This is a genomic window from Zunongwangia pacifica, from assembly GCF_023499215.1.
In the GTDB taxonomy this organism is placed as follows: Bacteria; Bacteroidota; Bacteroidia; order Flavobacteriales; family Flavobacteriaceae; genus Zunongwangia; species Zunongwangia pacifica.
In genome coordinates this window covers 77498-103946 of sequence record NZ_JAKHSK010000004.1, presented here as the reverse complement: position 1 = coordinate 103946, position 26449 = coordinate 77498, and the positions used below count along the sequence as shown (strand labels likewise).

22 protein-coding genes and 1 pseudogene are annotated in these 26449 nt (G+C 37.1%); 8 read left to right on the top strand and 15 right to left on the bottom strand.

Features of this window, described 5'->3' with window-relative positions:
* Positions 1-68: 68 nt before the first annotated feature.
* The 6 genes from L1967_RS04115 (at position 69) to L1967_RS04090 (ending at position 3956) form a co-directional block, all read left to right on the top strand.
* Positions 69-311, top strand: coding sequence for a hypothetical protein (locus tag L1967_RS04115; RefSeq protein WP_249600454.1), 243 nt, complete (start codon positions 69-71; stop codon positions 309-311).
* A complete protein-coding gene (locus L1967_RS04110; RefSeq protein ID WP_249600453.1) occupies positions 293-604 on the top strand; it encodes a type II toxin-antitoxin system RelE/ParE family toxin in 312 nt (103 codons plus the stop codon). The genes L1967_RS04115 and L1967_RS04110 overlap by 19 nt, the downstream gene beginning before the upstream one ends.
* Entirely contained in the window at positions 597-998 is a 402-nt protein-coding gene (locus tag L1967_RS04105; RefSeq protein ID WP_249600452.1) for a TOBE domain-containing protein, read from the top strand. Before L1967_RS04110 ends, L1967_RS04105 begins: the two co-directional genes overlap by 8 nt.
* Positions 995-1666, top strand: a complete 672-nt coding sequence (gene modB / locus L1967_RS04100; protein ID WP_249600451.1) for a molybdate ABC transporter permease subunit — start codon at positions 995-997, stop codon at positions 1664-1666. The genes L1967_RS04105 and modB overlap by 4 nt, the downstream gene beginning before the upstream one ends.
* Positions 1663-2538, top strand: coding sequence for an ABC transporter ATP-binding protein (locus tag L1967_RS04095; protein WP_249600450.1), 876 nt, complete (start codon positions 1663-1665; stop codon positions 2536-2538). The genes modB and L1967_RS04095 overlap by 4 nt, the downstream gene beginning before the upstream one ends.
* A 230-nt stretch (positions 2539-2768) precedes the next feature.
* Positions 2769-3956, top strand: a complete 1188-nt coding sequence (locus tag L1967_RS04090; protein ID WP_249600449.1) for a molybdopterin molybdotransferase MoeA — start codon at positions 2769-2771, stop codon at positions 3954-3956.
* A gap of 219 nt (positions 3957-4175) precedes the next feature.
* Here L1967_RS04090 and L1967_RS04085 read toward each other — a convergent pair whose 3' ends face one another.
* The 3 genes from L1967_RS04085 to L1967_RS04075 are packed head-to-tail and all read right to left on the bottom strand — an operon-like array spanning position 4176 to position 8130.
* Positions 4176-5378 carry a Gfo/Idh/MocA family protein gene (locus tag L1967_RS04085; protein ID WP_249600534.1) on the bottom strand — a complete coding sequence of 401 codons (1203 nt, stop codon included), beginning with the start codon at positions 5376-5378 and terminating at the stop codon, positions 4176-4178.
* 39 nt (positions 5379-5417) lie between these two features.
* Entirely contained in the window at positions 5418-6770 is a 1353-nt protein-coding gene (locus L1967_RS04080; protein ID WP_249600448.1) for a Gfo/Idh/MocA family protein, read from the bottom strand.
* A 1-nt stretch (position 6771) separates the two neighbouring features.
* Positions 6772-8130, bottom strand: a complete 1359-nt coding sequence (locus L1967_RS04075; protein WP_249600447.1) for a 3-keto-disaccharide hydrolase — start codon at positions 8128-8130, stop codon at positions 6772-6774.
* A gap of 170 nt (positions 8131-8300) precedes the next feature.
* Between L1967_RS04075 and L1967_RS22530 the strand changes: the two are divergent.
* Positions 8301-8788 (top strand): annotated as a pseudogene (locus L1967_RS22530) (glycoside hydrolase family 78 protein).
* Positions 8785-10896, top strand: a complete 2112-nt coding sequence (locus L1967_RS04065; RefSeq protein WP_338063513.1) for an alpha-L-rhamnosidase — start codon at positions 8785-8787, stop codon at positions 10894-10896. The pseudogene L1967_RS22530 and the gene L1967_RS04065 overlap by 4 nt, the downstream one beginning before the upstream one ends.
* 33 nt (positions 10897-10929) lie before the next feature.
* Here the strand turns inward: L1967_RS04065 and L1967_RS04060 are convergent, their stop codons facing one another.
* The 12 genes from L1967_RS04060 to L1967_RS04005 all read right to left on the bottom strand — a co-directional run bounded on the left by L1967_RS04060 (position 10930) and on the right by L1967_RS04005 (position 26401).
* A complete protein-coding gene (locus L1967_RS04060; protein WP_249600445.1) occupies positions 10930-11238 on the bottom strand; it encodes a hypothetical protein in 309 nt (102 codons plus the stop codon).
* Positions 11239-11437: 199 nt separating this feature from the next.
* The gene (xylA, locus tag L1967_RS04055) at positions 11438-12748 is read right to left on the bottom strand and encodes a xylose isomerase (RefSeq protein ID WP_249600444.1); all 1311 of its coding nucleotides are present in this window, start codon (positions 12746-12748) and stop codon (positions 11438-11440) included.
* Between the two features lie 4 nt (positions 12749-12752).
* Positions 12753-14240, bottom strand: coding sequence for a xylulokinase (locus L1967_RS04050; protein ID WP_249600443.1), 1488 nt, complete (start codon positions 14238-14240; stop codon positions 12753-12755).
* A 360-nt stretch (positions 14241-14600) separates the two neighbouring features.
* On the bottom strand, positions 14601-15731 hold the full coding sequence (locus tag L1967_RS04045; RefSeq protein WP_249600442.1) for a formylglycine-generating enzyme family protein: 1131 nt from the start codon (positions 15729-15731) through the stop codon (positions 14601-14603).
* Between the two features lie 164 nt (positions 15732-15895).
* The gene (locus tag L1967_RS04040) at positions 15896-17308 is read right to left on the bottom strand and encodes an MBL fold metallo-hydrolase (protein WP_249600441.1); all 1413 of its coding nucleotides are present in this window, start codon (positions 17306-17308) and stop codon (positions 15896-15898) included.
* A 257-nt stretch (positions 17309-17565) separates the two neighbouring features.
* The gene (locus L1967_RS04035; RefSeq protein WP_249600440.1) at positions 17566-18696 is read right to left on the bottom strand and encodes a DUF4625 domain-containing protein; all 1131 of its coding nucleotides are present in this window, start codon (positions 18694-18696) and stop codon (positions 17566-17568) included.
* Positions 18697-18786: 90 nt separating this feature from the next.
* Positions 18787-19119, bottom strand: coding sequence for a hypothetical protein (locus tag L1967_RS04030; RefSeq protein WP_249600439.1), 333 nt, complete (start codon positions 19117-19119; stop codon positions 18787-18789).
* On the bottom strand, positions 19116-21494 hold the full coding sequence (locus L1967_RS04025) for a TonB-dependent receptor (protein WP_249600438.1): 2379 nt from the start codon (positions 21492-21494) through the stop codon (positions 19116-19118). The genes L1967_RS04030 and L1967_RS04025 overlap by 4 nt, the downstream gene beginning before the upstream one ends.
* A 74-nt stretch (positions 21495-21568) precedes the next feature.
* A complete protein-coding gene (locus L1967_RS04020; protein WP_249600437.1) occupies positions 21569-21910 on the bottom strand; it encodes a hypothetical protein in 342 nt (113 codons plus the stop codon).
* 156 nt (positions 21911-22066) lie between these two features.
* Positions 22067-23683, bottom strand: coding sequence for a D-xylose transporter XylE (gene xylE, locus L1967_RS04015; RefSeq protein WP_249600436.1), 1617 nt, complete (start codon positions 23681-23683; stop codon positions 22067-22069).
* Positions 23684-24053: 370 nt separating this feature from the next.
* Positions 24054-25325 (bottom strand): SGNH/GDSL hydrolase family protein, encoded by a 1272-nt coding sequence (locus L1967_RS04010; RefSeq protein ID WP_249600435.1) that lies wholly within the window; start codon positions 25323-25325, stop codon positions 24054-24056.
* A 38-nt stretch (positions 25326-25363) separates the two neighbouring features.
* A complete protein-coding gene (locus L1967_RS04005) occupies positions 25364-26401 on the bottom strand; it encodes an aldose epimerase family protein (protein WP_249600434.1) in 1038 nt (345 codons plus the stop codon).
* Positions 26402-26449 lie beyond the last annotated feature (48 nt).

Sequence of the window (26449 nt, the reverse complement as noted above, 5' to 3'; positions counted from 1 at the left end):
TGTCAATTTGATAATGAGATAATGAGACGGAATGTTTATATTTAAAATATTTGATAAAATAGGTTGTGATGGCTGAAGTAGATAAAATTAGAAACGGACTTATTGATAAAATCCTATTGGTAAAAAACAAAGAACTTTTAATGGAATTAGATCAATTAATTACGTCCAGAAACTTGGATTCCGAAATCATTGAGATTTCAGAGGAGCAGGAAATAATTTTAAAAATGAGTGAAAGTGACATTAAAAATGGCGATACAATTTCACAAGATGAGATGGTAAAACGTAATCTTGAATGGTTAAAAGAGAAATAATTTGGACTAAAACTGCCGAAATTCAACTAGTAGGGATTTTAGAATTTTGGGTTAACAAAAATAAATCCAATTTATACTCTACAAAACTGCTAAAGCTAGTCACCAAACGTACCGATCAAATTGCCAAAACCCCTTTTTTATTCCGCGATACCAATTTTCAAAATATTCGCGTAGCCTCTCTAGGAAACTTAAGTATATTTTATAAAGTAACAGATTCTAAACTCATTATAATGGCATTTTGGGATAATAGACAGGATCCTAAAAAGTTATTAGCTGCACTCAAAAATGAATAATCTCCCTGGAAAAATAAAACATATTAAAAATTCAGAATACCTCTCTGAAGTCAGTATCGAAATGGAAAACAATTCTATTTTCAATGTTTTTCTGGTGGAAACTCCGAAAACTGCTTCTTATTTAAAACCCGGGCGAAAAATCAATCTGCTTTTTAAAGAAACTGAGGTCATTATTTCAAAAAATTTGACGCCCGAAATATCAATTCATAATCAGTTAAAAGCTGAAATTATCGAAATCAAACCGGGAAAAATTCTAAGCGAAATTGTGCTAAAATCGGCTGTAGGTGAAATTAAAAGTTTACTCAGTTCTACTGTTTTACAACAAATGAATTTCGCCGAATCCCAGGAGGTTCTTATTTTAGTGAAAGCGAACGAAATTATGCTTTCTGAATGATCTGGGAATCCCTTTGGCTCACCTTAAAACTGGCTTTAACCACAACGCTTTTGCTTTTTGTGATCGGCACGCCATTGGCTTACTGGCTTTCGGCAACAAAAAGTAAAACCAAACCCGTTTTGGAAACTTTGGTAAGTATGCCGCTTATTTTGCCGCCCACCGTTTTAGGATTTTACCTCTTAATAGCGTTTGGACAATCAAGTTTTCTGGGTAAGCTTTTAGAAGATCTTTTCGGTTTCCAGTTAGTGTTTTCGTTTAGCGGCCTGGTGCTTGCATCGGTCATTTACAGCTTGCCATTTATGGTACATCCCATTCAAAGCGGATTTAGCTCACTGCCGGTTCATTTAAAAGAAGCCGCCTATTCTTTAGGAAAATCGAAAACTACTACATTTTTTAAAATCTTGCTCCCGAATATCAAACCTGCTTTATTAACGGGTATTGTGCTTTCTTTTGCGCATACTATTGGCGAATTTGGAGTGGTTTTGATGATTGGCGGAAATTTACCCGGCGAAACCCGGGTGGCTTCTATTGCTATTTACCAAGAAGTTGAAGCGCTAAATTACGGTAATGCCAATACGCTTTCTTTTATTCTTTTTGTGCTGAGTTTCTCGATCTTACTTTGTGTTTATCTGATCAATAATAAATCTCTAAACCGAATTGTAAAATGATCGAGTGTAAACTGAAAAAAGAACTTTCTGCTGCGGAAGGAAAAATGATGTTAGCTGTTGATTTTCGACTACAAAAAGGCGATTTTGTAGTGTTATATGGGAATTCTGGTGCGGGGAAAACCTCAATTTTAAGAATGCTATCGGGTTTATTAACTCCGGAAAATGGTTTTATAAAACAGGAATCGAATATTTGGTTTGATGCTGAAAAAAAGATCGATCTACCAATACAAAAACGGGAAATCGGACTCGTTTTTCAGGATTACGCGTTGTTTCCCAATATGAGTGTAGAAGAGAACATTTACTTCTCGCTTCCAAAGAAAAAAGATAAAAAAACTGCAGAAGAATTAATCGAATTGATGGAGTTAGGAAATCTTCGTAAACAAAAGATTCAGCAATTATCAGGTGGCCAACAACAGCGTGTCGCGCTGGCCAGGGCTTTGGCGCGAAAACCAAAACTTTTGTTGCTGGACGAACCTTTAAGCGCACTCGATCATAGTATGAGAACAAAGCTTCAGGACTATATTTTAAAGCTTCATAAAACTTATAATCTGACCACAATTTTGGTTAGCCACGATCCCGCTGAAATTATTAAAATGGCCGATAAAGTTTTGGTTCTTGAAAATGGTAAAATTACCAGCACCGGAACCCCGATTTCGATCTTTAGCGAAAGTAAACTAAGTGGGAAATTTCAGTTTACCGGAGAAGTTTTAGCAAAAATCGATGAAGAAGTAGTTTCGATTTTACATATTTTGATTGGTAATAATGTGATTAAATCGGTTTCTGCAAAAGATGAAATAGCACACATACAAAAAGGCGATAAGGTGCTTGTTGCCTCAAAAGCTTTTAACCCCATTGTAACTAAGATTGAATAAAATTTGATATAAAATGAAATCTAAAGTCATTTTTAAAAAATACGAAATCTGATTATCCGTACTTTTTAATAATTCGTTGTTTTTGTCATTCCGGACCTGCCAGCCGGCGAGGCAGGCTTGATCCGGAATCTCATACTGTATTGAAAAATAAACTATTGAAATGAGACCCTGAATCAAGTTCAGGGTGACGTGAATTTCAGTTAAAATTAAAATTTGCTAAATAAAAATTTATGATCTCACACCCCGAAGCCTTAAAAAAAGTCCTCGAAACAATCACCAATTTCGGTACAGAAAAAGTCGCTTTGTTAGAAAGTGTAAACCGAATTCTGGCTGAAGATATTTTTGCCGATCGTGATTTTCCGCCTTTTGATCGCGTGACCAAAGATGGAATTGCAGTAAATTCAAAAGCCTTGGAAAATGGTGAAACCGCTTTTAAAATCGAAGCAGTTTACGCAGCCGGCAGTCCGCAGGGACTTTTAAATGATCCTGAAAATTGTGTTGAGATTATGACGGGTGCCATGTTACCTAAAAATTGTGATTCGGTGATCATGTACGAAGATGTTGAAATTGAAGACGGAATTGCGACACTACAAACTGAAGTAAAAGCTAAGATAAATATTCATCGTAAAGGCAGTGATCGCAAAAGGGGAGAAAAAATATTATCCAAAAATCAACGAATTTCGGCTAAAGAAATCGGAGTTTTGGCTACGGTTGGTAAAGCAGAAGTTTTGGTGAAGAAATTGCCCAAAATTGCTATTATTTCTACCGGAGATGAGTTGGTAGATGTTGCCGAAACTCCTTTACCACATCAAATTAGAACTTCTAACACCTTGAGTTTATTTGCGGCTTTGGAGAAAGAAAAAATAACCCCTACGCTATTGCATATTCGAGATGAAAAAGAGGTGATGTTACGGCAGGTAGAAAATGCGATTGATAATCACGATGTGTTATTGCTAAGTGGCGGTGTTTCTAAAGGAAAATTCGATTATTTGCCTGAAATTTTAGGAGAATTGAAAGTAGAGAAAATCTTTCATCGTGTTTTGCAGCGTCCCGGCAAACCCTTGTGGTTTGGGAAGCAATACGAGAAAAATGTTACGGTGTTTTCCTTTCCTGGCAACCCCAATTCCACTTTTGTAAATTTTCATATCTATTTTAAAAAATGGCTTGACAAATCTTTTGAAGTGGAAAGCGCACTTTCAGAAGTTATTTTAAAAGCCGATATCGCTAACAATCCAAATATCACCAGGTTTTTGCTGGTAAAAACAAAGGTTCAAAATGGCCAATTTCAGGCGGAATTATTGAACGAAAATGGCTCTGGTGATTTAATTAGTCTGGCGAATGCCGATGGCATAATTGTGCTTCCTCCAGAAAAAGATTTTAAACAAGGTGATATGGTGGAGTTTGTTGGTTTTTTATAGTAGTGAATAAAAATTATCTGATCATCCTTTTTTTAATTTTTGAGTAAAAAATCAGAAATCAAAAGTTTCCATTTCAATTTCTGATTTTTTATATTTTGAATGCTTCCATTCACTTCCTGATACAAGTCCTCTTGAGGCCGTAATTACAAAGTGACAGTAGAATTTCAGCTATGCAATTCTAAATTAAAAATAAATTTCATACCACTATTGCACGAGGAGCTATGAATACAAATCTTTAAAGTCTTCTCTCCAGGTTACGATCTCGTTGTTGTACATGGCATCCAGTCCCATTTGTACCGCTACCGCTGCTTTTGCTCCTGTTACAAAATCAGATTTTGGCTGTGTATTATTCAAAACACTCTCCGAAAAATCCATTAAAGCCTGTTTGGAAGAATGCGTGTGTCCTATCTGAATTGGAATACCTTTCCCTTTTACCCATTGCATGGTAGCTCCAGAGACACCATCGACATCCCCCAGTTTCCGATCATCAAAATCCCCTTCAGGATAAAACCAGGCATTTTCATAATCCAGGATAATGGTGCCCTTGTCCCCTAAAACCTTGATTTGATAATCGTCCAGTGCATTGGAAGTTAAACAGGTAAACTTTGCTTTAACTCCGTTTGGATAACTATAAATCAAATGGATATTATCGTAGGTCTCACGGCCGTCTTTCCAGTAATCGATCCCACCAACGCCCATCACCTGCTCTGGAACAGCTTCCAGTACCCAATTGACAAAATCGATTTGATGGGAACACAATTCGGCTACCAGACCACCAGAATATTCGCGATACATCCGCCAGTTAATCAATCGTTCTAAATCTGGATCGGGTACCTGGCGGCGCCAGTTTCCATGACGGTTCCATTGGCATTCAAAAGCGGTGATATTGCCAACTTTACCTTTTTTGATCAAATCGACCACATGGGTATATAAACGAGAACTATGGTACTGATGACCCGTTTGGAAGATCTGTGTACTCTCTTTTTTCTTTTGATTAAGCTTTTTGATCCCCTGATAACCTTTTGCCGTAGTCTTCTCTCCATAAATATGTTTGCCAGCATCCAGGGCATCGATTTCAATAGCTGAATGTGTACTAAACGGTGTAGCTACCAGAACTGCATCGATATCTTTATTATCAAGCATTTTTCGATAATCGGAATAGCCTTTTATTGTACCGGAGGCGCGTGAAATACCTTTCTCTAAACGAAAGGGTAAAATATCACAGCAGGCGATCAAATTTAAATTAGGAATCTCATCGATTACCGGTATCAAGCCGGTGCCTCGATTTCCTGTCCCTATTACTCCAATATTAATCTGATCATTTTTAGCAAAGGACAAGGCATTTAAAGAAGGTATCGACATGGTCGCCATAGCTCCCAGCGCTCCCAAACTACTCCTTTTTACAAAACTTCTTCGTTTCATCATCGTATCGTTTTATTGCTTCTATTTTTATTGTTTATATTATACTTCCAGTTCCCAGCCTGATTCGTAAGTTCTGCTCCAAAGTTTCATCGCTTCACGATCATATATCTTTCCTGACTGCTCATCGATAGCAAATCCTTTATTAATTCGGTAAGCAATATTGGCATAATGCACCATGGCCATACTTACACTAGCATCATCGATTGGAGCATTTAAGATTTCTTTTCCTCGAATAGTATTAAAGAAATTGAGCATATGGGCTGTCGTCGTATCACCGCCACCGCCCAACGCTGTACCTGCTTCCTTAGAACCTGATTCGGTGGACTTTATCCTTTTTCCAGAGCGGTCGTACATCTCGTATTTATTACGATCTACAAACACCGTCCCTTCGCTACCATAAATGATGGTTCCACGACCGCCATTATACAGATCGTAACCACTACGGCTTCTCCCGTCCCATTCAATGATCCTATCATCTGCGAAATTGAAGGTGGCTTTCATGGTATCATACATCTCCCATCCGTCTTCTTTAAAATGGCGTTTATAGGCTTCTACATTTGCTTCGCGAGGGAAATCTACGCCCAGTGCCCAACGGGCGACATCAAGTTCATGTGTACCGTTATTGCCGGCTTCAGCCGTACCATAATCCCAACCATACCAGTGCCAGTTATAATCCCAGGTATTATCGGTATATGCTCTTCTTGGTGCAGGCCCCTGCCACAATTCCCAATCCAGACCTTTTGGCACCGCCGCAGGTTTTTGGTTAGGTACCTCATCTCTGGAATTGGTATAAAAGGCGACCGCCTTAAATGGCATGCCTATTTCTCCGTTTTGAATAGCCTTTATCACCTCTATGGTATGTGCGGAAGAGCGCTGTTGGTTTCCCATTTGTACTACTTTATCGTACTTCGCTGCTGCGGCTACCAGTTTCTCATTCTCATCCATCGTATGGCTACAGGGCTTCTCTACATATACATGCTTGCCTGCTTTCATGGCCATGATCGAACCGGGGGTGTGCCAATGATCGGGTGTGGCATTCACCAGGATATCTACTTTTTCATCATCGATCACCTTACGGATATCATTCTCTCCTTTAGGGGAATATCCCAAACGCTCTGAAAAGCGTTTTATCGCATTCTCTCTTTGATGCTGCATTACATCGCATAGATACACCAGTTCTACATTCGATTCTTTTAAAGCAATAGGATCCAGATAAGCCCCTAAACGTCTTCCCAAACCTGCAATACCAATATGCAATTTATCATTGGCCCCAATGATCTTTCGGTAACTACTGGCGGGCATAGCCATAACAGAGCTGGATACCGCGGTAGATGTTGCAACGGCAGCACTCCCTAATATGGACTTGGTAATAAAATCTCTTCTTGTCGCCATGCTATAGTGTTTTGATTTTTATATTCTTAAAAGATACCCGGTTACCGTGATCCTGCAATAAAATGCGGCCTTCTTGCAATTCTCCAAAGTGATCCCACTTGGCATATTTACTCTCGGAAACCAGTTTTCTGAAATCCTCACTACCTCGTTCATATTCCAAAACTTTTGTACCATTTAACCAATGTTCTACATGATTATCTTTAGACACTATCCTTGCCGTATTCCACTCCCCAACTAGATGTATTGGTTTATCAGGATCGGCTTTGATAAGATCATAAAGAGAGGCTACAGTTCGGCTGCCTTCATGGTTACCCAATTTAGCATCGGGATGCTTATCATCGTCTAAAATCTGGTATTCTAAACCTATGGAAGATCCCGGTCCTTTATTAATATCGGTATCTACATAATATTTAATTCCACTGTTGGCGCCTTCGGTAATTTTAAAATCAACTTTAAGTTCAAAGTCTCCATATAATTCCTCAGTAACAATATCCCCACCTGCGGCAGATTCGGCTCCGCCACTGGCCATTACGGTTAAAAGGCCATCATTGATTTCCCAACCTAGTTTTGGAAACTCCTCCAAACGGGCACCACGCCAACCTTGGGTGGTTTTACCATCCCAAAGTAGCTGCCAGCCCTGTTCTTTTTCTGAAGTGGTTAATTTGTTATTAGTAGTAACAGGAGCTATATCCATTTTTTGAGAATACTGTTCCAGGCTATCGGTCTGAATACGGATATCCTTCCACATGATGGTTTTTCCTGGTTCATCTTTCTCTCCAATGCTATGTACCTGAAGCGCTATAAATCCGCTTGCGGTTTTATCATCGATAAGATAGGCAGCAGGAATCCCGTTGATCCATGTTTTTATAGTATCGCCTATGGCTTCAATACGATAATGGTTCCACTCATTTTGTTTAAAAGCTTTTTGTGCTTCAGGATTATTTTGCAGATCGACTAACCATCCTCTTCTGCCTTCATCATAGATACCAGCGCTCCACGCACGATCTGAAGGATCAATCTCAATTTGGTAACCATGTACACGACCATTTTGATAAGACGCAATACTGTTGCTTCGAATTTGTATTCCAGAATTCATACTGGAATCTACTTTATAATCCAGTTCTAAAATAAAATCGCCATACACGTTATTGGTAGTTAAAAAAGAATTAGGCGTACCACTAACGGTTTCTCCTATAATCACTCCATCTTTAACCTTATAATTTGCCTTCCCTCCTTTTTGGGTCCATCCCGAAAGATCTTGCCCGTTAAATAAGGTTTTACCTGGCTTTTGTTCCTTATCAGGCCCTTTACAGGAAAACATACACACCAATAAAACTAAAGTAAAAACACGTAAAAACATTATCAAATTATTAAAAGTAAAACGTTATAGCTATTTTAAACTTCAATATATAAATTAATATTTTAATATAATATCATAATATAAAAAGATTCCTACCTAATTCATATAAACATTAAATAGTTAGCTAAAACGATTAATTTATTATCTTTAGATTGCCATAACTTATCATTATGAAACATCAAATCCTTTATATTCTAATTCTTTTTCCCTGCTTGTTATTCGCTCAATCGAAGATCTCGAAACTGGAATGTGAGTATATGGTAAATCCTACGGGAATTGATATGGAACATCCCAGGCTGATGTGGAAATATGAAGGGGATACTCCCCTGAAACAAAAATCATATAGGATTCTTGTGGCTTCTGTAAAAGAAAAATTAAGTTCAAAAAAAGCTGACATCTGGAATTCCAGATTTATAAAATCTGAAGATCAATTAGCTATTATTCAGGTAAAAATTTAAAATCAGATCAACGATATTACTGGTTGATTGAAACAAAAACATCAGATGGAAAGTTTACATCTGATACTGCATATTTTGAAACAGGAAAATTTAAAACATCAGATTGGGAAGCGCATTGGATTACGGATAGCCACGACAAATCTTATGAACCTTCTCCCCGATTTAGAAAAGAATTTAAACTAGCTAAAAATGTTATATAAGTGGTCTTGGGTATTATCTACTTTCTATAAATGGCACTAAAATTAACCAAAATCATCTGGATCCTGGGTTTACAGATTATAGCAAACGTGTTCTATACAACACTTTGGATATCACCAACTATTTAAAAGAAGGCAGCAATGCCGTAGGAATCGAATTAGGAAATGGATGGTTTAACGAACAAACACCAACGGTTTGGAATTTTGATCTGGCACCCTGGCGCAAAAGACCTCAGCTACTTTGTGAAATAAGGATTACCTATAACGATGGTTCTACTGAAACTATAGCAACCGATAATACCTGGAAAACCAATACCGGGCCTCTCTTGTTTGATAATATTCATGTGGGTGTAATCTATGATGCACGATTAGAACAAAAGGGTTGGAGCGATATAAATTATAAGGATAAAAACTGGTCTAATGTCATTTTAACCGATGCTCCTTCAGAAATTTTAGAAAGTCAGAAAATGGCTTTAATATCTTCCGAAGAAATCTTAGAACCAATTGCAGTTCAGCAATTAAATGATACTTCCTTAGTATTTGACATGGGCATAAATACCGCGGGGGTGGTTGAGTTAAATATTGAAGGTAAAGAAGGAATGGAAGTAAAATTGAAACATGGGGAAATGGTACGCGAAGACGGAAGCGTTGACCAGCGAAATATTGATATGCATTTACGCCCTAGAAATGAAAAAGAAAGAATTCAAACCGATACTTACATTTTAAAAGGAAAAGGGATAGAAACTTTTAGCCCAGCATTTACCTATCATGGTTTTAGGTATGTTCAGGTAAGTAGTAATCAACCTATTTCTGCCCAGAATGTGTATTTAAAGACCATAAAATTACATAGTGACGTAGAAAATATTGGTTCTTTAAAAACATCGAATCACACTTTAAATTCCATCTTCGAAATATGTAAAAACTCCTATTTGAGTAATCTTTTTAGCATTCCTACAGATTGTCCTACCCGAGAAAAAAATGGCTGGATGGCCGATGGATTTATGGTGCAGGAAGCGGGAATGCTGAATTACGATTCTCGAAATATTTATGCAAAATGGGTTAAAGATATGATCGACGCCCAACAGGATAGCGGTAATATGCCCGGTATTGTGCCCACTTCACATCATTGGGATAGCAATTGGGCCGGGCCAATTTGGGATGCAGCTATCTTTATTGTACCAGATCTTTTATATCGATATTCTGGCGACCTGGAGAGTATTAAAAAAATATATCCCAGCGCAAAAAGATACCTTAAATATTTGGAATCTCAGGAAAATGAAAATGGAATTATCGATTTTGGCCTTGGAGACTGGCTTTTCTATAAAGCAGAGACTTCAACTCCGTTTATGGTGACCGCATATTATTATTACGACAATATTTTAATGGCCAAAATGGCCCGGTTATTAAACAATGATAAAGAAGCTATCGCTTATGAAGAAAAGGCCGAGATATTAAAAAACAGGATAAACGATATCTTTTTTGATGCTAAAAATATATCGTACGCCAATAAAACACAATTATCCGATGCGCTTCCTCTTTATATGGATATCGCTCCTGAAGAATTTAGGCCCCGGTTAGCGAAGAAACTTAATGACAGTTTAAAAAACAGCAACTATTTTCTCGATTTTGGCTTTATTGGGAGTTTAATTGTACCTGAAGTATTATCTGATTATGGGTATACCGACAGCGTTTATAAAATGGTAACCAAAGAAGAAATGCCTTCTTGGGGATATTGGATAAAAGAACATCATGCCACCAGTTTATTCGAAACCTGGGATATTAAAAGAAGAATTTTTGATGCTTCCTTAAATCACCCTTCGATGGGTGCCATTGCTGCCTGGATGTATACATCTTTAGCAGGCATCAAATTAGATGAAAATGAAACCTCTTTTAAAGAAATCATTATAAAACCGACTTTTATAGACGATCTGGATTTTGTTGATGCCAGTTATGACTCTCAATATGGAAGAATACAGGTTAAATGGACAAAAAGTGACAGAGATGTACAACTGGAAATTAAAATTCCACCTACCGCAACCGCCAAATTACAATTACCACATCAAAGCAGTAATATTAAAGGCGGCAAACATCAATTTCAGTTTCAGCTTTAAACCCCTGTGTATTTAGATTTTTTCAATCTAAACCTAAGCACTTTGCATACTAACAGCGTTCATTAAATTTTTAAGATAAGGCACAAAATTTTCTCTGGATCTTAAGCGGTCCCATTCTTCCCTTTTCTTAAATTCATCCTGAAATTCACCTAAAATGAAGTTATAGATTTCAGGATATTTTGAGGTATAAATTTCAAAATTAAAGATGACAAGATCCATTTTATACTCTGCTTTATTCTGTTGTCTTTTCCCAACTGCGATAAGGCGCAAAGCTTCTGCATCCTTAAATTCTGAAATAAATTGCTCTAAAACCTCGAAGTGACGTAAAATTAAGTGATTCATAAGAGTGATAATTATAATTAATGAATTATTACACTAACAAATGTACTTTTCGTCTAAAGGTGACTCAATACCCATGAGAGGGGATATTTCGATTTTTCTTACAATTTTTAAGAAATGTTACTTCCAAAATTTAAATTAAAAGAGGCTATCAAAAAATAGCCTCTTTTTACATAAATACTAGGTTAAGTATGGATGATAATTAATATGCATTCGCTATTATTTGCTCGTAAAGCTCTTGCTTACCGCTTATTTTGGTTGGTTCTCCATTTTCATTTCCTAACTTACTTAATTGCTCTAGAGTAAGTTTTCCTGCTTCAAAATCTTTACCACTACCGCTATCAAAAGAAGCGTAACGATCTTTTCTCAGGCTGCTGTATTTTGTGTTTTTAAGAATATGATCTGCAGTAATTAAACCTCTTGCAAATACATCCATTCCAGAGATGTGTGCAATAAATTTATCTTCAAGATCTGTAGAATTTCGTCTAACTTTTGCATCAAAGTTAATTCCGCCACCTTGTAATCCACCACCTTCAAGGATAATCATCATCGCCTGGGTTATTTCAAAAAGGTCTATAGGGAATTGATCGGTATCCCATCCATTTTGATAGTCACCACGGTTGGCATCGATGCTTCCTAACATTCCTGCATCGATCGAGGTTTGTAACTCATGCTCAAAAGTATGGCCTGCAAGCGTTGCGTGGTTTACTTCAATATTTAGCTTAAAATCATCCTTAAGTCCGTATTTATTAATAAAGCCTAAACAGGTTGCTGCATCATAATCATATTGATGTTTTGTGGGTTCCATAGGTTTTGGCTCTAAAAAGAAGTTTCCTTTAAATCCTTGTTTTCTGGCATAATCCCTACACATTCCCAAGAACATTGCCAAGTGATCCTGCTCTCTCTTCATATCGGTATTTAGCAGGCTCATGTAACCTTCACGTCCACCCCAAAAAACATAATTCTCACCGCCTAAAGCGATAGTGGCATCTAATGCGATTTTAGCCTGTGCACCGGCATAAGCTACAACATCAAAATTAGGATTGGTAGCTGCACCATTCATATATCGTGGATTGCTAAACAGGTTGGATGTTCCCCAAAGTAATTTTAAACCACTTTCTTCTTGCTTTTGTTTCGCATATTCGGTTACCGCATGGATTCTCTTTTCAAATTCTCCTAAAGTGGGTGCTTCATCTACTAGATCCACATCATGAAAACAATAATAAGGCACGCCAAGCTTTGTCATAAATTCAAAAGCAGCATCCATTTTATCTTTTGCACGTGCTACAGGATCATGTTTTTTATCCCATTCAAAAACCTCGGTTTCAGCTCCAAAAGGGTCTCCTCCTTTATTATTAAAGGTATGCCAGTAAGCAACGGCAAATCTTAAATGCTCTTTTAAAGTTTTACCGGCTACCACTTTATTTTCATCGTAATATTTAAAAGCTAAAGGGTTATCACTCTCTTTACCTTCAAACTTTATGGCATCGATATTCTTAAAATAATTACTCATAATATTAAAATTTAATGGCTTTTTTCCAGTTATTATAAATTGATTTATAGGCTTCAACCAGTGCTGGTTGTGGTTTTATTGTTTGCAGGCATTCCAGGCTATCAAAGGCCTCCTCTAAAGTTTTATAATGCCCGTAACCATAAGCAGCACCTCTGGCCGCTCCGTCAGCTCCGTTTGTTTTATAAAGTTGAAGTGTTGTATTGGTAGTATTCACGAAAATTTCCTGAAAAACTGGGCTTAGAAACAAATTATCCTTACCTGCCCGTACTGTTTTTCCTGAAGCACCAACTTCTTGCATAATTTCAAAACCGTAATTCATCGCAAAGACGATTCCTTCACAGGCAGCACGCACTAAATGTGGCGTTTTATGAATATTGAAGTTAAGATTAGATATTCCAGACAAGACTTCTTTATTTTGAAATATGCGCTCTACACCATTTCCGAAAGGATGAAAAAGCAAGCCTTCACTACCCGGTTTTGATTGGGCAGCCATTTCATTTAGATACTCATAATCTACAATTTGATCACGCCCGGAAGACAAAATATTTCGTAACCACTGATAGAGAATCCCAGACCCATTGATACAAACCATTACGCCGTTTCGATGCTGCTTTTCCTGATTATTTACATGTAAAAATGTATTAATCCTATTGTCTTTATCGAAAGCATGATTCTCACTAACCGAATAAATTACTGCGGAAGTTCCTGCTGTGGTAGCAATTTCACCCGGACTTAGTACATTTAAAGACATGGCATTATTCGGCTGATCTCCTGCGCGATACGTTATTTTCACATCTTCTGAAAGTCCTAATTCGTTGGCTACTTTTGAAGAAATATTAGCCTGATCTCCAAAATTTGAAACTATCTCAGGAATCAGTTCTTCTGAAATTCCGTAATACTCAAGAATCTCTGTCGCCAGTCGGTTTTCTTTAAAATGCCAAAGCATTCCTTCAGATAATCCCCCTTTACTTATTTGAGGTTTCTCACTAAATCTTGCAGCGATATAATCCCCGGGTAACATCATATAAGCCGCTTTTTCATAAATTTCAGGCTCATTTTCTTTTACCCATTTTAATTTTGAAGCCGTAAAATTCCCCGGACTTCCTAAAATCATATCATGGCATTTCTCTTCACCAATTTCATGAAACGCTTTATCGCCAATAGTAGCGGCACGGCTATCGCACCAGATTATGGAAGGGCGCACAGGGTTTAAATCCTTATCGGTTAATACCAAACCATGCATTTGGTAAGCAATACCAATAGCTTTTATTTGGGTTAAATCGATTTGATTTTCAGATTGTAAACGTTGTAGTGCTATTTTAACATTTTCCCACCACTGATTTGGATCCTGCTCTGCCCAACCGGGTTGTATAGCTTCCATTGCCATTTCAGATTTTGGCTCGCTTACAGCAGCAATACTTTGTTGAGAATTAGCATCGAAAATCGATAATTTTACTGAACTACTTCCCAGATCTATTCCTAAAAAATACATTCTAAGTCAATTTTATTAGCTTTTGAAACCTTTTTCAAAACACTAATAGTTTATTTGACTACAAGTATAATTTAAATTTTGAATATTATCAAAATTTACAGGATAAAAATGACTAATAATTAAATTAAAAATGAATTATTGATATATAAACTAGTTTGGATGGGTTTCGGCTTTTTCAAATTTACTTTAAAAAAGATCAAGAACTAAAATGATAAAATCATAAAACTTTGGAAAATCTCGCTGGTTATAACGAGGAAAACCTTTTTTTATTTCAAGGCAAGCTTAGTAGAAATAGACCAACTATAAAGACTAAAAAAGCCCGGAAAAATTAGGGTTCATTATATATAATTTCAGTAATAATTATTTTACCCGCTTTACCGTCCTAAAACCAAGATGATCTGAACCAGAATCCATTGAAGTACCCATTCTTGAAGAAACACGATAACTGATGCAATAGGATTTACTGCATAAAAACGAACCTCCTTTTATCACTTTTTCTTTTTGGTAAGGATTATCTTCATTAAAATAAGTTGTCGATCCTTTGGGGTTTAATAATTCGCCCTGCTGCAAGGCCAACTGATAGTATCTGCTATCAAAATTATCTTTAGTAAATTCCCAAACATTGCCTGCCATATCATATAAATTAAGACTATTTGGAGGGAAAGATTTTACCGGTGCAGCGTATTTATAACCGTCTTCCGGAATATTTTTTACGGGAAATTCTCCCTGCCACGTATTGGCATTTTCATTTAATTTAGATTCATCGTCACCCCAGGTATAAATTCCGCCGTGAAGTTGCCCGTGTGCTGCCGCTTCCCATTCGGCCTCGGTTGGTAAATCACGACCGGCCCAACTGGCATAGGCCAAAGCGTCTTCGTAAGCTACATGAACTACCGGATAATTATCTTTTCCTTTTATATCGCTATCAGGCCCTTGCGGATGTTTCCAGTCGGCACCTATTTTCCATTCCCACCATTGGCCATAATCATTAAGATTAGATATCTTTTCCAGCTGTCTTTTAAAGATCAAAGAACCTGGTTGTAAAACACTATCGGGTGGTTTTGGTGTTCCCGGTGACAATTGTTTTTTCATTTCTTCCCAATCGATGGGGCGCTCTGCAACGGTCACGTAACCCGTTTCGTCTACAAATTTTTTAAACTGTGCATTGGTCACTTCGGTTTGATCTATAAAAAATCCGTCTACCGCCACAGGATGCGCCGGTTTTTCTCTTGGTAAGGCATAAGGATCACCTTCTGATGCTCCCATGGTAAATTTTACACCAGAAACCCAAACCATACCCTTTGGAGTTTCGATACCTTGTGGCTGCTTTTTTAAAAGGTCTTCAGGATTTACCGTATTAATTCTTGTTGAAGTTTTTAACTCTGCCTCCTTATTTTCGTTATTTTTCACCTCTTTTTTTTCCGCTTCATTTTTACAGGAAAAAAGGAACAGACTTAAAAAAAGAATAGCATATATTGATAATTTTAGCATCACAGTATTTTTTATCAAATGTAATCAGTATTCTGTAGAAATCATACCGATTAATTTATTGATTCTTAATGAATCATTAAAAAAGGCCGACTTAAAAAAATCGACCTTTAAACCAATTAAACTCAACCTTATCTATAAAACGACCATTTATCTTGTTTTTGTGTTTATAGCAATGTGCTTGGACACACGTAATCTGTAACCGGAATTGTAGTTTCTTTTATGGATTTAAAACCTCCTATTACATCGGTTAACTGAGACCAGCCTCGTTGTTGTAAAATAGATGCCGCGATCATACTTCTATACCCACCGGCACAATGCAACACAAATTCCTGTTCTTTTGGAAACTTCTCTAAATGCTGATTGATCTGATTTAGCGGAATATTTACAGCACCTTCAATATGCTCTGAATCGAATTCACTTTTTTTACGTACATCGATAACCACTATATTTTGCTGCATTTTTTGTTCCAGCGCTTCGGCAGTAATCCTGTTTATATTGTCAACTTCCTTACCGGCAGCTTCCCAACTTTTCATTCCGCCAGCTAAATATCCTTGTGTATTATCATAACCTACACGGCTTAATCTTGTAATGGCTTCTTCTGCTTTTCCTTCTTCGGTCACTAATAAAATAGGAGTTTCTAAATCTGGGATCATCTCTCCTACCCAAGGGGCAAAACTACCTTGTAAACCAATATTAATACTATTAGGAATATGAGATTTGGCATATTTATCGGCATCTCTGGTATCTAAAATCAGTGCGCCTTCTTCATTCGCAATCACTTCAAACTCTTCAGGTGCTAAAGCTCTTGCCGCTTGTTTCATTACACTATCAAAACTCTGATATCCTCCTATATTCAATAAAACGTTCTTCGGAAAGTATTTTGGTGGAGTTGTAAGACCGGTTAAAAGCTCTTTTTTAAACTCTTTTTTGGTCATATTAGCCCTTAGGGCATAATTTGTTTTCTTTTGATTGCCCAGCGTATCGATGGTTTCTTTACTCATTTTTTTACCACAAGCCGATCCTGCACCGTGATTGGGATACACAATAAGATCGTCACTTAACGGCATAATTTTATTACGTAGGGAATCGAATAAATGTCCGGCAAGTTTATCTTCGGTTAAATCTGATACTACATGTTGAGCAAGATCTGGTCTACCAACATCCCCAATAAATAAGGTGTCGCCGGTAATAATCCCATGTTCTTGGCCTTTATCATCAATTAATAAATAGCTAGTGCTTTCCATGGTATGACCAGGAGTATGAATCACCTTCACCTTATAATCCCCAATTTCGAAAATTTGACCATCCTCAGCAACTAAGGCTTCATAACCTGGCTTGGCATTTGGCCCAAAAACTATTTGAGCTCCGGTTTTCTTTTGCAAATCTAAATGACCGCTTACAAAATCGGCATGAAAATGAGTTTCGAAAACATATTTTATCTTCGCCCCATCGTTTTCTGCTTTTTGAATATAGGGGTTAACTTCTCTTAACGGATCAAAAATTGCTGCTTTGCCTTTGCTTTCGATATAATAAGCAGCATGTGCAAGACAGCCGGTATATATTTGTTCTACTTTCATAATTTATAGATTTTATATGGAGTGATATTGTTTATTTATGAGTGTAAAAATAATAGAACAATATTTTTTAGACGGTAACTCTTGTTACAATTCCGATATTTAATAAAAATCGCTTAATAATTTATACAAAACAAAAAAGGAGACCCCGTAGAATCTCCTTCATTCAGTTAAGCATAATAATCGATAAAGCTTGTAAAACCAAGCATGTATTGCTTCACCGATCGTAAAAACTAACTAAAAAAACAGCTTAACTAAGCTTATTCGGTAACATTAAAATGAGCATCTGCACTGTTAACATTACCCTCATGGTCTGTTACTTCTAATGATAAATGATATTCTCCTTTTGCAGCATCTGTGGGTACATCGATATGCTCATGAAAATCTACACTGGTTTTATCTTCATAATCATAAGATTTCTCAATTTCCCAACCTTCTCCATCTTCAAAGTGAATATGAACTTCTACTTTTTCGATCCCATGCTCTCCGGCAATTGCCGCTTCCACATGTATTTCTTCTCCCGCTTTTACATTTTCATCTACTTTCATGTCCGAAATTGTAATCGCATCAGCATTATTATTGCCATCGGTAATATGAAAATGTGCGCCTTCGGCATGCGAATGTCCTTCAGCATCAATCACGGTGATCGTCATGTGATATTCTCCTAAAGCAGCATTTTCTGGAACATCTATATGCTCATGAAGCTCTGCTGAAGTCCCAGAATAATTTTCATAGGTTTTATCGAAGGTCCATTCTATTTCTCCTTCTTCAGGTTCTAAACCGTGACCATGAATACTAACAGAAACCGAACTTATTTCGTGATCTGCTGCTAATTGCGCTTCGGCATGTAACTCACCTCCGCGAACTGCATTTTCACTATGAATATCTGAAATTGAAATCCCATGTTCTTCGCCTGTATGATCTTCACCTATAATAAACTGCACATACACCTGATTTTCGTTCCCAGAGACATCGATTACGGTAATCCCTAAATGATAAGGGCCTTCTGCAATATCATCTGGTATTTCGATATGCTCGTGAGCATGGTAAGTCTTTGGTGTACCTTCAATATCGAAAGCCTTATTAAAAGACCAGGGACTAATTGTAGACTGTTTGGTAGTAACACCTACTGTGCTATTTAAAACGCCAGAGTGTGTATGCCCATCAAAATTATTATGAATATCAACTTTATACGAAGCTAAAGCATCATTATCGCTTAAATCGATATCAAAATGCAGCTCTCCACCTACTTCAAAAGCTTCATTCTCTACAGGATCGTTTACTGTAATTTGTGGTTTTTCACTATCCAAAATTTCATCGTCATCACTACTACATGCTGCAAAAAAAGTAAGTGTGAAAAGTGCTATAAGTTTTATTGAAAATTTCTTCATTTTAAAATTTAGTATTATTAATTAATCATCCTTAATGAAGGATTTAAGCCGTTAGGGCTATAGTATTTGAACTTTGTAATCTGTATCTTCTTAAGCAAATCCAAAAAGCGGTGGCCCCCGAACGTAGAATCTTAACTGATAAAATGTTTTATGGCTAATCCTTTTTTCAGAAAAAGCATCTTTAATAACTACAATTAATGCAGGCTCCTGTTTATAAGATATCTTAGGAAGTATCCCGCGAGATTCTCCAAGTAAAAAATGGGCGCAAACATGTGGCGAGGCTATTTTCTGAAAACTAAGCTCATGAACCTCGAAAGAATTAGCATGCTCGTTTAAAATAATATGGGCCGACCATAAAATTGGGCCTGCCGGTAATAAAACCAGCAAAAACAGGCTACTATATTTTAACCAAAACTGCTTCATGACTGCCCAAAAGGAATTTTAATACTCAGTTGAATATTTCTTCCCATTTCTGGGATTTGCAATCGCCGGTAAAAACTAGTGTGATTGAAATATTTGGTATTGAATAAATTATCAATCCTGAAATTAATATTGGCTTTAAAATTGCCAAATTTCAGTAGGGTTTGATATCCTACTCCCCACAGGGAATATCCAGGCGTAATTTCTTCGCCCTGGGCAATACGATCCTGTTTCATCACCGATCGATTGTTGATATTTACTTCTGTAGCATTAAAAATTTTAGAATCGGTAAAAAGCTGGTAGCCAACTTCAGTAAAAACATTATTCGCAGGAGTAAACGGTAAGGGATAATTTCGCGACCTGTTAGAAGTGAGCTGTTGGTTGTAAATATATTCTCCCGCAATCCCAAAATGCCAACGCCCAATCTCTTTATCGATTTGAAGTTCTACTCCGCTAAGCAAAGCTTCAGATTCGGTATACTTATATAATTGCCCGGAATGTGGTAATAAAGAAAAAGTTCCGCTGGGGCGTAGAAAAATATAATTACTGAAAAAATAAGCATACGGACTCAGATTGATTTTCCATGAATTCTGACTGTAATTTAAACTTACATCTGCCATAAATCCCTTCTCGGGATCGAGGTTAGGATCGCCCTGCTCATGCCTAAATGATCCATGATGGATTCCGTTGGCACCAAGTTCTATAGCGGTTGGTAACCTAAAAGCGGTTCCTAGATTAAGCTTACTGCTAAATTGTTTATTAAACCGATGCTCCCATCCTAATCGTATATTAAAACTATTAAAGTCTTTATCAAGATCCTGGCTACGTTGGGCATAAGAAGCTGCTGTTTCTTCAGATTGATTGTTTCCTATCAAAAACTCATAGAGATTAGGATCGTAATAGCCCTTCATATCAATCGTCCCGTAATCGAAACGAAGTCCTAAAGTCCATAAATTCTGTTTTGAAGCTTTAAACTCATGAATTGCAAAAAGCCCATAGTTAGCCGATTTGTATTCTGGTAATAGAAAATTAAATCCTTCGATTTTATTAGATTTCCATTGGGTATCGAGGCCTAAACGGGTTTCATGCTTTTTGCTAAAATTATGATGATACGTTGCTTTCGCTCCATAAGTATCCAGATCAAAATCTAACTCCAGGTTTGGGTTGATTTCTGGCGGTTGCTGGCCCGCATAATGGGTATGGAACAAACTCCATTCCTGCCGATGATTTCTTTGGAAAGAAAGGTCTACCTCCAATTCTCCATTATCAAAAATAAAGGTCGAATTATTAATAACTTTAAAATGCGTAGCACGTTGAAAAGGCTCTTCTATATTCCTGGAATCTCCATCGGGCTGTACCCTGCTAATATCGGGAACACCATGTGAACCGGGAAAAAATCCGGATTTTTGATATACCTTACTTATAGTTAGCATTGACGAAAACCGATCTTTAACCAGCCCAATTTGCGTATACCAATCCAGCTCTTTACCTGCGGTATTTTTTAATTGCTCGTCGTAAATAGGGATATCAAAATTAAGATAGGAGATCTGATCTGTGGGTAATTTATAATCGCCAAAAGAAAGTCCCGTTAGTTTTCCTTTTACAAACCAGTCCTCTTTTTTGTATGCGATTTGCGCAGAACTTCCTAAACTATTATTCACACTTTTAGCAAAAGTATAAATGCTTCCCGATAAGCCTTCTTCTGGGATTTTGTTATTTTTTATACGTACCACGCCTCCTAAAGCATCGCTACCATAGGCGATAGATCCTACGCCTTTAATAATTTCAAGATCTTCTACCTGCAACGCGTCTATTTCCAAACCATGATCGGCGCCCCATTGCTGGCCTTCCTGCTTTACTCCATTTTCGGCAACGGCCACACGATTTAGGCCAAGGCCACGAATAATGGGTTTTGAAGCGCCAGAACCAATTTGCATCGCATTAAACCCCGGTAACTTTTCAAGACTTGAGGCTAAAGAGCCTGAAAATTGATTCTGCAAATAATCATTGTCAACATATAACACCTGCTGACTTGTTTTTTTATGCTGATGGCCTTCCAGCATCACTTCATCCAAACCATTTATCGATTGCTTTAAAACAATATCTAATTTTCTATTTTGATGAAGTTTAACTATAGTATCTACCGGCGTAAAACCAATAATCGATACATGAACTTTGTAAGTCCCTTCGATTAATCTTGCCGAATAATTACCTTCTGCTGAAGTCCAAAAGTAGTGTTCACCAATTTTAATATAAGCACCATCTAAGGCGTCCCCTGTTTGAGATTTTATGTAACCTGATAACTCAAAAGTCGAATTTTGAGCATAAGAATGAATATAAAACAGGGATAAGCATACCGCTATCCAAAAGATTTTCATAAAATAATTCCGTAACTAAAAATGTAACATTACCTGAAATAGAAGAAAAAATTTTCAGGCATTTAAAACGCTAATTAAGCACGGATAGCCGGAGGGGCCCGTAAAGAAAAATAGGGATCTGGGAATTCCCAGATCGTTTGTGTAAGGGAAAGGGAATAAACCGATTCTTTATTCGGAATAAAAAGATCGAAAGTGAAAAACTCAGGGCTGCTAAAACCGGAAAAATGAAAATCACAAATCTTACAATCCATACCCGATTTCACAATATTCTTATCCATCTGAACAATGTGGGTATGATCTTTTAATCCTGAATCCTGAGAAAAGCCATGTTCAAAAATATGAACATAGGGATATACCAACGCAAAAACAATTAAGAGCGCGGTAAAAATAGCAGTATATCCTGATGCTTTTTTCATTGACCGCAAATGTAGCAACTATTTATGCCCTTGCAAGAAATTTCTTCCTAAAATATAAAATCGATTTACCTGATAATCTTGATTAAATGTTCCGATCCCGTCCCGATAGCTACCGGGACGGGGTATTAAATCCTTTGGCGGTGCCAATAAAAGCTTTTATTCCTCTTCTTTTTTAAGCCAAAGCTGCTCCATATCTTCTAGCGATCGGCCTTTGGTTTCTGGTACGAATTTCCATACAAATACTGCTGAAATTACCGCAAAAGCACCATACACCCAGTAGGAAAATCCGTGATTAAAGTTTTCTACTAAAAATGGATTATTGTTCATAATTGGGAACGTCCAGGAAATAACAAGGTTGGCCAGCCACTGCACTGCTACCGCAACCGCCATCACACCTTTAATAGAATTTGGGAAAATTTCTGAAAGTAATACCCAGGTTACCGGTCCCCAGGAAACGGCAAAAGCGGCAATGTAAACCAACATAAGTATTAGCGATGTAAAGCCTACAGTTCCTGCAAATAAAGAAAAGCCTAAACCAACCATACTTATCCCCATCACTACACTACCAATTAACAATAGCTTTTTACGGCCAAAATTATCCACAGTCATAATCGCAATTACCGTAAAAATCATATTTATCGCTCCTACAATAATGGTTTGTAACATCGATGCATTAGTATCTACGCCCATTCCTTTAAAAATCTCTGGGGCATAATATAAAACCACGTTTATACCTACAAATTGCTGAAAAATCGAAAGTAATAATCCAACAATAATTACCGGCCATCCATAAAATAACCAATGTGCTTTCTTGGTTTTAAACGAGTTTTTAATTTCAACAAGAATACGATCTGAAGAAGCTTTCTCGTTTAATCGATCTAAAATCGACTTGGCTTTTTGTTCATTTCCTTTCATTACTTCAAAACGCGGAGTTTTTGGCATAAAAAGTAAAAGCACAAAAAACAGAAAAGCAGGAATTACTTCAGATAAAAACATATAACGCCAACCCGAATCGGTAATCCATTCTTCAGTTTGTCCCTGTACGATAAAATAGTTCACAAAATACACCACCAACATACCGGTTACAATGGCAAGCTGATTACAGGAAACCATTTTCCCCCTGATATTCGCAGGAGCCATTTCAGCAATATAAAGAGGTGCCAACATACTGGCAATCCCTACGCCCATTCCACCAATAATCCTATAGATGATAAATGAGGAAAGCGTCTGGATTCCAAAAACATTAAAGGCCTCTGGATACCCCGATCCTAAAGCAGAAATTAAAAATAAAATCGCCGCAATCACCAATCCGTTTCTACGTCCAACAGAGTTTGCTATAAAATCCCCAAACGAAGCCCCTAAAATACAGCCCACTAATGCGCTACTGGTCATAAAACCTAATATAGAATTCCTCAAATTCTCGGTTAAAACATCAGGAAGATCTAAAAAGTATATTTTAAATAAAGGAATCGCAATAAGAAGAAAAATAACAATAATTGCAATGGACGTCGTTCTTTTAAAGAACTTAAACAGAAAGTAAAAAAACAAGACTAAAATTCCTATAGAAGTAATGCTGATGATACTTTTAAATTCGATAATGGCACTCGAGGCTAAAACGTTATCGCCATCAAGCGGATTAATAAAATAAGTATTCATTGCTCCTACCGCACCAGAAATCACTGCGGTATCATACCCAAATAGCAGACCACCAAGACTGGCTACAAGCGTGATTAGGATAATGAGTTTATTGTTGAAAGAGTTTTTGTTTTCCATCTCACTAATAGTTATTAAGACTACAAGTATAGTCTAAATTTATATATTTTTCAATAAATAGATCGGTTTTTTATCAGTTAATAATTTTAAACCCTCAATTTAATTATAGCGTCAAAATTAATGCTGAATTCCTAAACTGAGTTCAATTATTTCAGGACTTTATGCCATTAAGTGAATTTTCATTGAAAATTGGGATCGAGATGCTACCAAAATGGAAGCTTCGATATAAAATATTTCGGAAAAATTTCACTCAGCCGCCCGTATTTTGCTACATCGATCACAGGTTATTACTATTCGCTAAACTGAAACATTTCGTAACTGCTAAGAATTACATATTTACTGTTAAGCGCATCAATTCGGTCTTCAGATTTTATTTTCTAAACAACGACAAATCTATAGCCTCCCCCATAACCTCATAGCCTTTTTCATTGGGATGCAGATAATCTCCAGAATGTAAATTTGGTGCAAGCACATTGGGTTCCTCAGGGCTTTCCAAAACTTCTGCAAAATCGATCACCGCATCAAATGCTCCGCTATTTCTAATCCAGTGATTCACTTTTTGTCTCGCCTGTTCCCTAAAGTCTTTATAATAGAAAGATTTTTTAATGGGGGTAATTGTACCTCCATACACCTTTATATTTTTAGCATGTGCTTTGTGGATCATCGTTTGGTAGGCGTCAATTAAATTATTCGCCACTTTAAATGCCACGGTACTATCTGGCGTTGCACCAAGATCATTTACACCTTCCAGAATGATCAAATACTTCACTGCACTTTGGCTTAAAATATCGCGATCAAATCGGTTTAACCCTGTAGGTCCCAAACCACCTCTTAACACTGCATTTCCGCCAATACCCATGTTTAGCACGCCTATACTTTTTGTTTCTGAATGCTGAATAAGTCTTTCGGCCAAAATATCTGGCCAGCGATTCTGTTTATTGGTTCCCGACCCACGGCCATCGGTTATCGAATTACCCAAAATAGCAATTGCCGAAGCATTTTTTCCAGCCATCACTTCCAGCGTATTAATCACATACCAATGATCTGTTTTTATGGCATTCTCAAAATCTTTTTCAGTAGTATTCTGGTTTCCTTCTACCAGATAAGAAGTTGTTCTTGAGCCGGGATGTCCGGTAATATTTTCAACGGTTTCACCAAATTTTATCGTAATTGCCAATCTGGTTCTGGACTCAAATTCAAAATCCAGTGCATCAGAAAATACCGCTGCTCCGGCCGGCATGATCACTCCAGGCTGACCATCAAATGTTAATGTTTTTACCGTCGAATCTTCGATGGAAGCTTGCGATTTTGCTATGGCAATTTCAACAGATCTCATTTCAACCGGGCGATCACTAAACTCATTCGAAAATTTTAACCGAATGGTTTTCCCACCCAGGGACGGACTAATAATTTGCCGTAAAGTGTTACCGGTTAATCCCGGTGCCGGTGGAACGTTTCTTGGCTCGACCAATTGCGGAGCCGTACTCCAGCTCCCCACCCATTTTTGTTGATTTTCAGATTCGTTTTTTGAAATAGAAGAAGTAGTTCCACAAGACACTAAGACTATTAGAAAAAATGCAAAAATCACATTACGCTTTCCTATAAATCTTTTTACGAACTTGTATTTTAAATGCTCTAACATTCTAAAATCTTATTTATTAAAGTTGAGTCTGCTAATCCCTATTGATCTTCCCTGGCTTTTACCGAAAATTTATACACGGTTGTTGAAGAAAACTCTTCTCCTGCCTGTAAAATTACTGAAGGGAAATCGGGTTGGTTAGGAGAATCGGGGAAATGTTGCGTTTCAAAGCAAAAACCAGAACGTTTTTCATATTTCCCAGACTGATTAGGGATTTTTAAGCTCCCATCTAAAGAGTTACCGGTATAAAACTGCATTCCGGGCTCAGTTGTAAAAACCTCTAAAAAACGACCACTTTCAGGATCATAAGCGGTTGCCGCTAAGCTTAAATCTTCTGGATTATTATTCAGAATAAAACAATGATCGTAACCACCAGCGGTTTTCAACTGCTCGTCATTTTCATTAATATCTGCACATATTCTTTTTGGCGTATTAAAATCAAAAGCTCCACCTTTTACCGCTCTTAGTTCTCCCGTTGGGATGGTTGCTGAAATTGGTAAAAAAGCATCGGCATTTATAAATACTTCGTGATCGATGATTTTCTTACCAAAATTTGCTGTTAAATTAAAATACGAATGTTGCGTTAGGTTTATAACCGTTTCCATATCACAAATAGCATAATAATCTATCTTTAGTTCGTTAGCCTTCGTAAGTTCGTAACTCACTTTCACTTTTAAATTGCCGGGGAATCCCATTTCCAGATGTGGACTGTCATAGGTTAAAAGTACTTTAGTATCACTTAGCTTTTCTATGGTCCAAAAAACAGCATCAAAACCTCCAATACCACCATGCAGGCAATTTTCTCCTTCATTATTATCGACCTTAAAGAATTCTTCATTTAGATGAAAACCGGCATTGGCAATTCGGTTAGCATATCGCCCAATTAAAGCGCCGATAAACGGATTGGGTTGTAAATAGTCTTTCTCGTCTAAATTTAAAACAACATTCCCAAAATTCCCGTTTCGATCTGGCACTTCAATATTGGTAATTCTGCCCCCATAATTAATCAAACTTAGCTTTAATCCGTTTTCATTTTTAAGGAGACAGGTCTCTATTTTTTGTTCAGTTTTAATACTCATTACTCTTTTTTATTGATAATCTCTGACCTCTTTTAAAGTCAAAGCTAG

Coding starts and splice junctions, on each gene's coding strand:
- L1967_RS04025 (WP_249600438.1), bottom strand. CDS start 21,494: ATGAAAATCTTTTGGATAGCGGTATGCTTATCCCTGTTTTATATTCAT.
- L1967_RS04030 (WP_249600439.1), bottom strand. CDS start 19,119: ATGAAGCAGTTTTGGTTAAAATATAGTAGCCTGTTTTTGCTGGTTTTA.
- L1967_RS04045 (WP_249600442.1), bottom strand. CDS start 15,731: ATGCTAAAATTATCAATATATGCTATTCTTTTTTTAAGTCTGTTCCTT.
- L1967_RS04090 (WP_249600449.1), top strand. CDS start 2,769: ATGATCTCACACCCCGAAGCCTTAAAAAAAGTCCTCGAAACAATCACC.
- L1967_RS04050 (WP_249600443.1), bottom strand. CDS start 14,240: ATGTATTTTTTAGGAATAGATCTGGGAAGTAGTTCAGTAAAATTATCG.
- L1967_RS04075 (WP_249600447.1), bottom strand. CDS start 8,130: ATGTTTTTACGTGTTTTTACTTTAGTTTTATTGGTGTGTATGTTTTCC.
- L1967_RS04005 (WP_249600434.1), bottom strand. CDS start 26,401: ATGAGTATTAAAACTGAACAAAAAATAGAGACCTGTCTCCTTAAAAAT.
- L1967_RS04035 (WP_249600440.1), bottom strand. CDS start 18,696: ATGAAGAAATTTTCAATAAAACTTATAGCACTTTTCACACTTACTTTT.
- L1967_RS04060 (WP_249600445.1), bottom strand. CDS start 11,238: ATGAATCACTTAATTTTACGTCACTTCGAGGTTTTAGAGCAATTTATT.
- L1967_RS04010 (WP_249600435.1), bottom strand. CDS start 25,325: ATGTTAGAGCATTTAAAATACAAGTTCGTAAAAAGATTTATAGGAAAG.
- L1967_RS04105 (WP_249600452.1), top strand. CDS start 597: ATGAATAATCTCCCTGGAAAAATAAAACATATTAAAAATTCAGAATAC.
- L1967_RS04115 (WP_249600454.1), top strand. CDS start 69: ATGGCTGAAGTAGATAAAATTAGAAACGGACTTATTGATAAAATCCTA.
- modB (WP_249600451.1), top strand. CDS start 995: ATGATCTGGGAATCCCTTTGGCTCACCTTAAAACTGGCTTTAACCACA.
- L1967_RS04095 (WP_249600450.1), top strand. CDS start 1,663: ATGATCGAGTGTAAACTGAAAAAAGAACTTTCTGCTGCGGAAGGAAAA.
- L1967_RS04110 (WP_249600453.1), top strand. CDS start 293: ATGGTTAAAAGAGAAATAATTTGGACTAAAACTGCCGAAATTCAACTA.
- xylE (WP_249600436.1), bottom strand. CDS start 23,683: ATGGAAAACAAAAACTCTTTCAACAATAAACTCATTATCCTAATCACG.
- L1967_RS04080 (WP_249600448.1), bottom strand. CDS start 6,770: ATGGCGACAAGAAGAGATTTTATTACCAAGTCCATATTAGGGAGTGCT.
- L1967_RS04020 (WP_249600437.1), bottom strand. CDS start 21,910: ATGAAAAAAGCATCAGGATATACTGCTATTTTTACCGCGCTCTTAATT.
- xylA (WP_249600444.1), bottom strand. CDS start 12,748: ATGAGTAATTATTTTAAGAATATCGATGCCATAAAGTTTGAAGGTAAA.
- L1967_RS04085 (WP_249600534.1), bottom strand. CDS start 5,378: ATGAAACGAAGAAGTTTTGTAAAAAGGAGTAGTTTGGGAGCGCTGGGA.
- L1967_RS04040 (WP_249600441.1), bottom strand. CDS start 17,308: ATGAAAGTAGAACAAATATATACCGGCTGTCTTGCACATGCTGCTTAT.